General features: G+C 70.0%; 12 protein-coding genes. 3 read left to right on the top strand and 9 right to left on the bottom strand.

All coding sequences use genetic code 11. From position 1 onward, the window contains the following. Positions 1-12: 12 nt before the first annotated feature. Positions 13-1284, top strand: coding sequence for an MFS transporter (locus tag ACFY9E_RS17395; protein WP_390984450.1), 1272 nt, complete (start codon positions 13-15; stop codon positions 1282-1284). Between the two features lie 36 nt (positions 1285-1320). Here ACFY9E_RS17395 and ACFY9E_RS17390 read toward each other — a convergent pair whose 3' ends face one another. The 4 genes from ACFY9E_RS17390 to ACFY9E_RS17375 form a co-directional block, all read right to left on the bottom strand. After that, positions 1321-2559 (bottom strand): ATP-grasp domain-containing protein, encoded by a 1239-nt coding sequence (locus ACFY9E_RS17390; RefSeq protein ID WP_390984447.1) that lies wholly within the window; start codon positions 2557-2559, stop codon positions 1321-1323. A 104-nt stretch (positions 2560-2663) separates the two neighbouring features. After that, positions 2664-3113 carry a VOC family protein gene (locus ACFY9E_RS17385; protein WP_390984444.1) on the bottom strand — a complete coding sequence of 150 codons (450 nt, stop codon included), beginning with the start codon at positions 3111-3113 and terminating at the stop codon, positions 2664-2666. Positions 3114-3504: 391 nt separating this feature from the next. Beyond that, the gene (locus tag ACFY9E_RS17380; protein ID WP_390984441.1) at positions 3505-4044 is read right to left on the bottom strand and encodes a GNAT family N-acetyltransferase; all 540 of its coding nucleotides are present in this window, start codon (positions 4042-4044) and stop codon (positions 3505-3507) included. 298 nt (positions 4045-4342) lie between these two features. Next, on the bottom strand, positions 4343-4960 hold the full coding sequence (locus tag ACFY9E_RS17375; protein ID WP_390984438.1) for a TetR family transcriptional regulator C-terminal domain-containing protein: 618 nt from the start codon (positions 4958-4960) through the stop codon (positions 4343-4345). Positions 4961-5074: 114 nt separating this feature from the next. On the opposite strand from ACFY9E_RS17375, the gene ACFY9E_RS17370 reads away from it, so the two are divergent. Beyond that, the gene (locus tag ACFY9E_RS17370) at positions 5075-5986 is read left to right on the top strand and encodes an alpha/beta fold hydrolase (RefSeq protein WP_390984436.1); all 912 of its coding nucleotides are present in this window, start codon (positions 5075-5077) and stop codon (positions 5984-5986) included. 69 nt (positions 5987-6055) lie between these two features. On the opposite strand, the gene ACFY9E_RS17365 is transcribed toward ACFY9E_RS17370, so the two are convergent. Both ACFY9E_RS17365 and ACFY9E_RS17360 read right to left on the bottom strand, forming a co-directional pair. Further along, a complete protein-coding gene (locus tag ACFY9E_RS17365; RefSeq protein WP_390984434.1) occupies positions 6056-6520 on the bottom strand; it encodes a DUF6069 family protein in 465 nt (154 codons plus the stop codon). Continuing rightward, a complete protein-coding gene (locus ACFY9E_RS17360; RefSeq protein WP_390984432.1) occupies positions 6517-7128 on the bottom strand; it encodes a TetR family transcriptional regulator in 612 nt (203 codons plus the stop codon). Before ACFY9E_RS17360 ends, ACFY9E_RS17365 begins: the two co-directional genes overlap by 4 nt. Positions 7129-7722: 594 nt before the next feature. Between ACFY9E_RS17360 and ACFY9E_RS17355 the strand changes: the two genes are divergently transcribed. Continuing rightward, on the top strand, positions 7723-8391 hold the full coding sequence (locus ACFY9E_RS17355) for a hypothetical protein (RefSeq protein WP_390984430.1): 669 nt from the start codon (positions 7723-7725) through the stop codon (positions 8389-8391). Between the two features lie 185 nt (positions 8392-8576). Here ACFY9E_RS17355 and uppS read toward each other — a convergent pair whose 3' ends face one another. From uppS to ACFY9E_RS17340, 3 genes are all read right to left on the bottom strand, one after another. Beyond that, positions 8577-10373, bottom strand: coding sequence for a polyprenyl diphosphate synthase (gene uppS, locus ACFY9E_RS17350; RefSeq protein ID WP_390984428.1), 1797 nt, complete (start codon positions 10371-10373; stop codon positions 8577-8579). A gap of 397 nt (positions 10374-10770) precedes the next feature. After that, complete coding sequence (locus ACFY9E_RS17345; protein ID WP_390984425.1) at positions 10771-11163, bottom strand: DUF6114 domain-containing protein; 393 nt, start codon at positions 11161-11163, stop codon at positions 10771-10773. Next, on the bottom strand, positions 11154-11675 hold the full coding sequence (locus ACFY9E_RS17340) for a DUF6230 family protein (protein WP_390984422.1): 522 nt from the start codon (positions 11673-11675) through the stop codon (positions 11154-11156). Before ACFY9E_RS17340 ends, ACFY9E_RS17345 begins: the two co-directional genes overlap by 10 nt. Between the last annotated feature and the right edge of the window lie 91 nt (positions 11676-11766).

Raw genomic sequence — 11766 nt, 5'->3', positions numbered from 1 at the left:
CTAGGGAGCATCGTGGCCGAAGGCTGGCGCAGGGACTTCAACTTCGTCTGGGCGGGCGAGACCGCCTCGCTGGTCGGAACCCAGGTGTACCAGCTGGCCATGCCACTGACCGCGGTTCTCACCCTCGACGCCAACCCCGCACAACTGGGGCTGCTGGGCGCGTTGACGTTCGCCCCGTACGTCGTCCTCGGTCTGCCCGTCGGCGTCCTGGTCGACCGGTGGCAGCGGCGCGGCGTGCTGATCCTCTCCAGCCTGGGGCAGGCGCTGTCGATCGGCGCCATCCCCCTGCTGGCGGCGCTGGACCTGGTGACGTTCGGCTGGCTGCTGACGCTGGCCTGCGCGGCCGGGACCGCGCGCGTGTTCTTCACCATCGCCTACCGCTCGTACCTTCCGGCCATCGTGCCGCCGGAACACCTGACCGGCGCCAACTCTCGTCTCACGGCGAGCGAGTCGGTGGCGGAGATCGGCGGCCCGGGGCTGGGTGGGGCCCTGGTGCAGGTCGTGGGGGCGCCGTTCGCCCTGCTCGTCGACGCGGTCTCGTACCTCGCCTCCGCGGTGGGCGTCTCGGCGGTACGCAAGCGCGAGAAGGCCGTCCGCGCCGATCCCGCGCCGTTACGGTCCCAGGTGACCGAGGGTTTCCGCTTCACCTTCTCCAGCGCCTACCTGCGGGCCACCCTCGGCGAGGCCGCCAGTTACAACCTGTGCTGGCAGATCGTCCTGACGATCCTCACCCTGTTCGCGGTGAAGGAACTGGACATGAGCCCGGGGACGCTGGGGCTCGTGCTGTCCGTCGGTGCCGTGGGCGCACTGCTCGGCGCGGCGTTCACCGACCGTCTCGCCCACCGGGTGGGCCTGGGCCGCACGCTGGTGATCGCCGCGGTGATCGGCGACCTGGCCCCGCTGCTGCTGCCGGTCGCGCACCGCGGCACATGGGCGGCTCCCCTCCTGGCCGTCACCTTCTTCGTGCAGGGCTTCGGCATCACCGCCTGCAACGTGCACACCATGACGATCCGCCAGACGGTGACTCCGGAGCGGCTCCTGGGACGCACCAACGCCGCCTACCTCTTCGTCGCACTGGGCATGAAACCGGTCGGCTCGCTGCTCGGAGGCTGGCTGGGCACCCACCTGGGGCTGCGCGGGGCGCTGGTGGTGGGAACCGTGGGGCTGCTGAGCACCAGTCTGTTCCTGATCCTGTCCCCGCTGCGCAGGGTCCGCACCCTGGACAGCCTCAGGCCCGAGCCCCCCGAGGAGGCCCGGGCCGCCGCGCCGACGAGCACGCCCTGAGACGGCCGGTCCGGCGCCCGCCCCGGGCCGGCCGTCTCAGGCCACGTCCACCCGCAGGGCATGCCCCGCCTTGTCCAACGCGGCACGGCAGGTGTCCGCGTCGGCGGCCAGGGCGATCGCGTAGGCGACCCGGCCGTCCATCAGTCCGCGGGGCGGGGGCGACTTGACCTCTCCCGCCGCCGCCAGCGGGCCGCAGCGCACCACCTGCTCCGGCAGCGCCGACGTCTCGAAGCGGACATCCGCGATGACGGAGTCGTCCTTGGGCGGGTAGTAGAAGCGGATGGCGGCGACCCGGCGGTGTCCGGTGGCCGCCCGCAGCCTCGGCGGTCTGCCGCACGCGACGTCGGCGGCGGCGAGCGCGAGGTCCGGGCCACCGCCCATGAGGTGCAGCAGGGGGATCATGCCCCCGCCGATCCGGGCGTTGACCTCGATGACCTTCGGCCCGGTCGGCGTCAGCCTGATCTCCGTGTGGGTCACGCCGTCGGTGAAGTCGAGGGCGGCGTGCGTCCGCACGACCACGTCCGCCAGTGTCCCGTCGGACCACAGCGGGTCGCCCGGGTCGACGACGTGCCCGGTCTCCTCGAAGTAGGGCGCGAAGCCGACCTCCTTGCGGGCGAGGCAGACCGGGGTCACGGTGCCGCGATGCACCACACTGTCGACGCTGACCTCCGGTCCCTCGGCGAACTCCTCGACCAGGATGTTCCGTTCGTGCGTCGGAAGGTCGGGCGCCCACGCGCCGCTCGCGTCCGTGAACTCGACGGCCTCCGCGAGGTCGGCGGGCGAGTCGGCCCGCACCACGCCGAAACTCCCGGCCAGGGCCCGCGGCTTGACGACGACCGGATAGCCGATGTCCCCGGCCACCGCGAGGGCCTCCTCGCGCCCGGAGACGAGCACCGAGCGCGGCTGGGGCACCCCGTCGGCATCGAGGGCCGCACGGGTGCGGTACTTGTCCCGGCAGCGCTCGACGCACAGCCGGTCCCCTCCCGGCAGTCCGAGAGCGGCGGCCACCTGCGCGGTCTGCTCGATCCATGTCTCGTCCCAGCAGATGACGCCGTCCAGCGCCTGTCCGGCGTCGACCGTCCGGGCGACCCGGACGAGGGCGTCGACGTCGGCCAGGTCGGCCACCACGGTGTGGCCGGCCACGTACGCCAGTTCCCATGTGGGGGGTTCGGTCAGCACCAGGTGGATGCGGAAGTCGCGGCTGATCGACTGCAGCAGGTACTCGCGGTATGCGCGGATGCCAGGCGTGATCACGAGCAGGTGTCCCATCGTCATGGGCACCGGATACCCGTGCACCGCCGGGCGAGTCACGGCGGGCGGCCCCTACCGGCTTCCGCCTGCAGGGGCCGCCCGCCGCCGTCCCTTACGGTGCCCTCGGGCTACGTGTCTCGCTCGGCGACGAAGATGCAGAACGGGTGGCCCTCGGGGTCCCGGTAGACGCGGAAGCGTTCCTCGTCATCGGGATCCGGCCGGTCCCGGTTGCTGAGCAGGCTGCCGCCGAGGGTGAGCACGCGCTCGTGCTGGTTCCGCAGTTCCGCCAACGAGGCGACGCTCAGATCGAGGTGCATCTGCTGGGGCACCGGGCCGTCGGGCCAGTCCGGTTCGCGCAGGCGCTCCACCTGCTGGAAGGCGAGCTGCGGTCCGCCGCCAGGATCGCGCAGGACGAGCCAGTCCCTGCCGCGCTCGTCCTGCTGATCGGCCGGAGGCGGCTCGTCCCCCTCCGCGTATTCGAGCCCCAGCAGGGACCGGTAGAACTCGGCGAGTTTGCGGGCGTCGGTGCTGTCGATGACGGTCTGCACCAGCCGGATGCGGCTTGCGTCGTTGGTCATGGACTCCAGGTGCCCGGCCCGGCCTCGCCCGAACGACCCACTCGGGGGAACGCCCGCCGGTCACCTCCTACGAAGCGGAGGTCGGTCGGCCTACGGAAACCGCGCGGCGGACTGGAGCATGGCCGGTTCCCGATCAGGCGGCAGGCCACGGCTGTAGCGTGCTGGTCGTGAATGCCGCTGGGGTGGTGGTCTCCGTCCGCAAGTACGACGGCAGCCTGCACTGGCACTACCCCAGCCTCAGCTGGGCCGGATCGAACGTTTCACCACCTCCAACCGGCTCACCGGTCCCGGCCGCGACCAGCAACCCGGTGAACCATCCGGTCACAACACAAGTGACTCGGCTCGGAACGCTGGGCGGCCTTCGGCGAGGGCTCACATGATCGGAGGGTGCTCAGTTCGGCAGGTTCGCTGCGTAGATCCAATCGAAGCCGTCGTATCCGGTGCCGTCGAGGTGTTCTGCCCGGATCAGGCCGGCACGTACCGCCACGCGCTGCGAGGCAGCGTTAGCCGGCCGGACTCGGGCGATCAGCGGGAGGTCGGTGACGTGGCGGGATGCCCAGCTGGTGACTGCGATCGCGGCCTCGCCGGCGAAGCCCTGGCCCCATGCTGAGGTGGCGAACCGGTAGAAGAGGTTGAGGACCTTCATGCCATTCAGCTCCATGGGCTTGACCCCGCAGAACCCCAGTTGCCGGGCGGAGTCGTGGCGTCGGACAACCCAGTACCCGTATCCGCAGCTCTGCCATTGGTTGTTCCAGCGCTGATAGAGCTCCTCGGCCTCTTCGGGCCGGGCGAGGGCGTCGGAGGGATTGTGCAGGCAGGTTGCGGGGTCACTGTGGATCGCGAAGATCGCATCGATGTCGGCTTCGGTCGGACGCCGCAGTGACAGTCGGGCGGTCAGCAGCTCTTCGCCTGCCGGGCTCCGGTCGCTCATACGAAGATCGTAGAGCTCTCTCAGGCAGCCCTGACGGGGTATCCGGTCCCCTTACGGATGGGTGAGTCGGGCGCGAAGTCGGTTCTCGGTTCGGCACGGGCGTTGCGCCAGGTTATGTATGCGCCGACGGCCGCGTTCTGCTCGTCGGGGCTGCGGTGGTCGGTGCCGTTGAGGGCGAAGCAACGCAGGGCTGGGCGGGCCCTTGAGCGTGCGGTCATGGAACGCACCCCGCTGCCCGAGCGGCAGGCAGTCCACCAGCTCGGACATGCAGCGCTCCCCCGCGGTGAGGCGGCGCGCATCAATCAGCCCCGTCACCGGTGCGGAAGATTCGGTTCAGATGGTGCTCCAGGACTGCGGCGGCGGACTCCGGGCTGCGCTGGCCGACGAGGATGCTGGTGCCCAGTCCCGCAGACATGGCAAGCAGGCCGGACGCTTCCAACTGTGCGTCCACACCGGGCTCGAGCAGAGCCGCTTCTTGCGCCTGCCGAATGAGTGAGGTCAGGGCGTGTTCGGCGGCATCAGGGTTTCTGATGAAGGGCTGGGCCGCGAGCGCCCGGTCGTTCACGGCCAGAACAGCGTATGACGTGTAGACGTGGTGGAAGCTGCGGCTCTCCTCGTCTGTCGGCAGCGCCGCCATCAGCAGCGCCTCGACCATCGCGCGCGGACCAGGGCTGTCCCCGGCGGCCCGTACACGGGCGGAGACCCGCTCCCCGAATTTCTCCGCCAGATGCTCCAGCCCGAAGAGAAGCAACTTCTCCTTGGTCTGGAAGTAGTACTGCACCAGCCGCAGCGATACGCCCGCCTCCGCTGCCACATCGCGCATTCCCACGGTATGCAGCCCGCGTCGTGCAGCGACCCGGACGAGCGCCTCGGCGATCTCGGTGCGCCGTTCTGCGTGGTCCACGCGCTTGGGCATCGGCCGGTTCTCCGCTCGTCGTTCCTGCTATCGCTCCCGGGGACCTTTTGATGATACAGCTGTACCAACTTCGTGGTACGTTCGTATCACAAAACCGATACGCCGGAGGTGGCCATGCCCGAGACCGTTGCCCGCACCCAGGCCGACGTCGGCCGCTACGTAAGCGATGCCTGGCGGGAGCGCTATTTCACGGCCTGCGACGCGGTCTACGCGCTGGGAGCGCCAGCGCTCGCGGAAGAGGACGTGGAGACGTCCTTCGGCACCACGCACGTCTACCGCTACGGCCACGCGAACGAGACTGCCCGGTCCCGCACGCCCGTCGTCCTGGTGCACGGAGCGGGCTCCTGCTCCGCCATGTGGTACCCGAACACCCCCGCCCTCAGCGCAGACCGCCCCGTCTACGCGATCGACACCCCGGGGGATCCCGGCCGCAGCGTGCAGCGCGAGCCGATCCACCACCCAGAACGCGCCGCACAGTGGCTGGACGAGACACTCGCCGGACTCGGCCTCGATCGCGTACACCTCGTCGGCACCTCCTACGGTGGATGGCTTGCCCTGAACCAGGCGCACCGCAGGCCCGGTCGCCTCGCCTCGGTCACACTGCTCGACCCCGGCGGCCTGGAGAAAGTGGGCCTGCGCTTCTTCGTCTGGATCTTCGCCGGTCTCTTCGCGACCTTCGCACCCAAGGCGCTCCGCCCGCGGCTGGCGGCCTGGCTGGAACAGCCGGTCCTCGTCATGCCGGAACTGCGCACGATGGTCAGAACGGCAGTCAGGGCCTACCGCATACGCCGCCCGGCGCCGCTTCCCCTGTCCGAGGAGGAGCTGTCCACCATCCGCACCCCGCTCTATCTGGTGCTCGGCAAGCGAAGCCTCCTCCTGCACCCGCAACGGCAGGCCGAGCGCGTGCCACGCCTGATTGCCGGCGCTCGAGCCGAGATCATCTCCAACACAGGCCACGGTCCGCAGATCGACCACGCTGAGGAGATCAACCGCAGGATGCTGAACTTCATGGCCTCCGTCGACTGACAACCGCCCACACCGACGGAGCCAGGACAGCGCCGAGGGTCAGGGAGCATGGTCGCGGTCTTCTTGTAGTCAGTCCGCCGCAGGACCGGCCGGTGGCGTCGTCGTCCGGTTCGCCGGCCCGAGCCCCTTCGTGTGAACCCCGGCCGAGTGCTGGTGGGCCCGCCCGCCCAGCCCCGGGATCAGCACCGCCGCCACCGCCAGGTGCATCAGAGACAGGGATACCCGGGTGCCGCCGTCCATGCCGTCGCCGACCAACGGCAGGAAGGACACGGCAAGTACGACGCCGGCCGCCCCGGTCCAGATGGCGCGGGCGCGCCGCACCCCGAAACGTTCCAGGGCGGCCAGCAGTGCCCAGCCGGAAAGCGACGCGAGCAGTGCGACGACCGCCACGGGCGCGGCGCCGATGTCGAGCGTCTGCTCGCCGTCGGCGATCCGCAGCCGGTGCCCCAGCAGCGGGTCCGCGACCAGCCACACCAGGACGGGCGCCAGGACGGCCAGGGCCGTAACCCCCAGGCGTCTTCTGCGCGCACTCACTTGGTGCCGCCCGACAGTGCCCCGTCCAGGAAGACCTCCACCAGCTCCTGCGGGGTCAGGTCGGGCTCGTCCTCCGTGCGCGGCTGAGTGAAGAGCAGACCGAAGAAGAGGGCCGCGATCTGCTCCGGCGGCCGGCGCAGGGCGGACCTGTCCGGCTCCAGCAACTCCGCGAGGGCAGCACGGATACGGGCCGTGGACTCCTCACGGCCCGCGCCGCGCACCGTGCCGGGGTGCTTCCCGCCGCGATGCCCCAGCGAGCCGACGATCGCGCCCATCCTGGACATGTGAGCCTGCAGCGCCTCGGCCGCCTCCGCGAGCCGGTCGGGCAGCGGCTGGGACACGTCGATCGCGTCGAGCTCGCGCACCGCGTTCTCGGGTGAGAGCGCCTCGGCCACGCAGGCCTGCAGCAGCTCGTCCTTGTCGGCGAAGACCCGGAAGATCGTGCCCTCACCGATCCCCGCGGCGCGGGCGATCTTCGCGGTCGTCACCGCGGCGCCGTACTCGGCGATCAGCGGAATCGCGGTCTGAATGATCATTTCGCGGCGCCGCTCCGGCGACATGCCGGGTGCGCGGCGGCGAGTGGTCTGGTTGTCCTTGGGTGCCGTCATGACCCCGAAAGTACGGAGTGAGGACTCACTCCGTCAGTGAGTGAGTCCTCACTCCGCACCATTTCCGCCACCGCTGACATGGCGGGTGAAGGTAACTGCCGAGGCGGCTGTCCGGCGCCGTCTGCCTGCCGTCTTCCTGCCCGCCGACTTCCTCGCGACCGTCGGCCGCGAGGATCCGCCACGGGGCCGGGGCGTCACCGCAAGCATCCCGAGCACTCCACAGACGCGCCGCCATCGACGTCCCCCGGGACGCGGCCGGGCGGTGGCGCCGGCCAGCCCGGGCACACCACGTCCGCACAGACGTCCATGTGCTTCAGGTGCCTCTCTTCGGCGAGTGACCAGTGGGCGGGAGCCGCAGCACGGCGCCGGGTGAAGCTCGTGGCGATCCGTCGCCGTCGCATCCCGGAGGGGGGTGCGGAGCACGGGTGGCGGTTTCGTCGAACGACCGGTGAGCATCCATGGGAGCCGCATACGGTCACCGATTCGCAACAGACGGAGCGGAGCGGAATCGGATGTGGCGAGTGTGGCTGAATATGGTCTCTCAAGCTGACGCGGCTACGCAGTAACCGCTGCCACCACAACGGGGGACACACCATGATGATCACACGCCGCTACAGACCGATCGTGTTCCGGACGCTCACCCTGGGCGCCTGCGTGGCTGGCGTCGTGGCGCTCACCGGCTGCTCCTCGGACTCCCCCAGTTCAGCAGGCACAGCAGCGTCGGCCGCTACTTCCTCGCCGACTCAGACCGAGCAGGGCACCGGCGGGGCCTCGACCCCCCAGGCACTGCCCGCCGGCAAGGTCTCACCGTCGGCGGGCAGCAAGGTGTCCCCTCCCCCGGTACCAGCGGGAACACCCGCGAAGCCGGCCCCTGGCTCGACGGCTCCCACGGGCGCCGCCGGTGAGGACGACGGCTGCGACCACAAGATGCCGATCTCGCCGGATGAAATCGCCGTGTACCGGTACACCCCCGAAGGCGGGTCCCTGAGTCTGATCATCCGACACGGCAACTGGGGTTGCGGCACCCCGGATTCCGACGGCGCACCGTTCGAGACGGTCGGCAAGGAGACCTACCTGCCCATGGACCAGGCCGCGTACGTCACTGTCACCGACCCCATCGTGGCAAGCACCGAGAACCAGCCCATCGGCGTGCAGGAGTTTCTCGACTGGCTGGAAGCACACCCCGACAGCGGCCTGGTCTTCCGCTACCACCTGGGCGCGGACGGAGCCATCGACCGTCTCGAGCAGGTCTTCACCCCCTGAACGGACAGGGGCACACGTCTGTGCCGAGAGCGCCCGTCACCCGCCGCGAAGAGAACTCATGCGCTGCGCTGCAGCCGCAGATCGTCGTGTGCGGGCGGTGCGGCACCCTGTGCAGCCACATCGCAGGTGGCGGAGACGTGAACGGAGCCCACGGGGCCACATCGAGGAGGGCGCAGGTGTGCCGGTCACTGTGCGCTGTCCTGCGTCGTGAGTCGGTCCGGGCTTGAGGTCGGCGGGGGCGGTGCGGTGCCGTAGCGGCGCTCGCGTTGGGCGTAGTTGCTGATAGCGAACCACAGGTCGCGTCTGTCGACGTCGGGCCAGTACTTATCGGTGAAGTGGAGTTCGGCGTAGGCGGATTGCCAGAGGAGGAAGTTGGAGATGCGGTGCTCGCCGCCGGTACGCCAGATCAGGTCGACGTCGGGGGTGTCGGGAAGGAGCAGGTGACTGGCCAGGTCGTCTTCGCTCAGGCGGTCGGGGTGGAGGTCGCCGGCGGTGGCTGCTCGGGCGAGCTGAGCAGCGGCCTGGGTGAGCTCGGCGCGCCCGCCGTAGTTGAGGCAGAGGGTGACGGTGAGGCCCGTGCGGTGCCGGGTGGTCGACTCGGCTTGTAGCAGGCTGTCGACCAGTTCTTCGGGCAAGCCCTCGTTACGGCCGGCCCAGCGCAACCGGATCCCATATCTGTCGTGGGTGACGATGTCGCGCAACTGGTCGCGGACGGTTTCGAAAAGGTAGGAGATCTCCTGGCTGTCGCGTTTCCAGTTCTCGGTCGAGAACGCGTACAGGGTCAGGTAGTTCAGCCCGATCTCCGCGGCGCCGTAGATGACGTCCCGCACGGCACTGTCCGCGCCGACTCGGTGGCCTTGGTGGCGGGGCAGGTTGCGGCTGGTGGCCCAGCGGCCGTTGCCGTCCATGATGACGGCGACATGCCGGGGCATGTGGTCGGCGGGGATGGTCGGCGGGCGTGCGCCGCTGGGGTGGCCCGGTGGTGCCTGCGCTGGGAGCGGAGAGCGGGCCTGGTGGGGGACGGGGCAGACCGGGCCGCTGCGACGCGGGGGTGGGGAGAGGGGGGCCAGGCGCCAGGCGAGGGCTGCCCTGGCCCGGGCGGGTGCGAGGATCTGCCACCGCGTTTTCCGTGGGGGCAGGACGGGACGCGACAGCAGGACAGGCCCTGCCTCGTGGACCGCGTCCAGACGGGCGTGGAAGAGGCGGGTGGCGGTGCGCAGCATCTCGGCCGGGCCCGGGTGGAGCGCGCCTGTGAGGTCGAGTTGATTCAACCAGCGGTGGGCCTGTGCCGTCAGGTGGGTGACCAGTTCGCTGACGGCGGGGCTCCAGCGCCGCTCGCGCAGGTGATCGGCGGCTTGTGGGAAGAGGTCGAGGACCTCGGCGGGCAGGCTGATGTCGCCCCGTTCCAGATCCTGCGACAGGTCGGTGAGGGTGTCGGTGAGATACAGGCCGTCGAGGTAGCGCTGGTAGGTGTCCTTGCGGCGCAGCCAGATCGGCACCGGCACCCCGGCCCGGGCCAGCAAGGTCATGCTCTGCGAGGCCCAGGAGAAGTTGGAGTCCCCGACCCGGGCACTCCACTCACGCCACGTCTCCAGGCGGCGTCCGCGCGCATCTTCCTTCAACGCGGCGAAGGACAGTTGCAGCTGGGCAAAATCCAGATGCCACCTGCGCACGGTGTCGATCAGCGCGTGGCGAACGGGATCGGCGCTGTGTCCGGCCACGAGCTCCCTTTCCAGGGCGGCTGTCCACGCGTCGAGTCGTGCGGCACGGTCGGTGAGGGGGCCTTCCGCCGCGTCGGCGATGTCGTCGGCCGCGCTGAAGGCTGCCCACATCGCCCAGCAGGCCGGGCGCAGCACCGGTGGCATCAGCTGCATGATCGAGTATTCGACAGTGTCGCGTTGCCGCACCCTGGACCGGCAGTGCGTGTAGGCGATCCGCAGTGCCGGGTCGTTGATGGCGGCAAGGCTCAGGATGTCAGCCACTCAGAACGCCCCCGTTTCCCGCGACGTGTGGCGCCCAGGCGCGCTGTGTGGCGAGGGCGGCCTCTTCGAACCCACTGCGCGGGTATCGGAGACGACCACCGTGGTGCCCGGCCGGTGGCGGTGGACTCGGGGAAGCGAGCCGGACGACAAGCGTCCGGGGCGACGGTGTGCACCGGGCTGGGTGATAGGGACGACGCGGCGGTGGGAGTGCGCGTGCGCTGTTGCGGATCGGATGTGGCTGTTTGTCACGGGGTAAATGGGCAAGTTCGCTCCTTCAACCAACAATTGCCGTCGGCAAAGACGTTGAGTGGGTGGACATGCAAGGGCCCTTCTGCTTCCCGGAAGGATGCTCGGACCATGTGCGGAGGACGCCTGATACGTGTGGTCGAGGAGGAGTTCAGGCGCTGGTTTCGCCGGTGGGAGGTCTCCAGGAGAAGGCGAGGCTGCCGCCGAGAACTCCGCACGCCGTTCCGATCAGCAGGCCGCCGACATTGCAGGTCAGCAGGGCCAGGATGGACAGGCTCGTGGCAACAGGTCCGACGATGGCGTGGAGAGCGGGCAGACGTAGCAGCACCGGGCCGCAGGCCAGCAGTGGGACGCTGATCCCCAGCCCGGCCGAGCCGGCCACGCCCGCCTGCAGCAGTGCCCCCGGCGTACCGAGGAAGGGGAGCACGATCAGCCAGGCGCCGGCCGTGGAGATCAAAGCCGCGGAACCGGTGGGCCGTGTTGCGCACCAGCGGCGGGCGGCGGCCCGTCGGGACGACGGGTGGGCTGGGATCCTCAGAAGCACTCGTGGTCTCCCTGCTTCATCCGCACGCTCAGGTCATGCAGGGTGAAAGAACCGGCGGCGCCGTGCCAACCGGTGAACCTGGGGTTGACGGCCACCAGGTGCGAGACGCTGCCGGCCAGTCCACCGAGCCCGTCACGGTGCCCGCCGGCGCCACTGCCGGCTTGTGCTTCCACCTGTCTGAACTGAAGATCGCCGAAGGCCTCGCTCGCCTCGACCGACAGACCCCTGGCCTGGACGGGCCGGGAGGTACCCGCCCTTACGACGACCGTCATCTTCCCCAACGGCGTGGGCAGCAGCAGACTCACGCACAGATTCCTCAGTTCGGCCTGGCGGGCCGTCACGACCAAGACCGCGTGCCGCTGTCCCCCTGGCTCGGTGTTCACGCCCGGCATGACGGTGAAGCCGTCGCCCTCCAACCGATCACCGGACACCTTGAACGCGGACCCCGACGCAGCGACCGACGCCGCCAGCGCACCCTGTGCCACCCCCAACAACACCGCCCCCGACGCCACCACCGCAGGAACAGCCGACAACCAGAACCGGCGCCAACGCCGACCGCACCGCGGCACCGCTGACGATCCGCAAATCTCATGTATGTCATTC

It is taken from the genome of Streptomyces sp. NPDC012466 (assembly GCF_042955215.1).
Taxonomy (GTDB): domain Bacteria; phylum Actinomycetota; class Actinomycetes; order Streptomycetales; family Streptomycetaceae; genus Streptomyces.
Note: the sequence above shows the minus strand (reverse complement) of the source record. Positions and strands in the feature narration are given on the sequence as shown.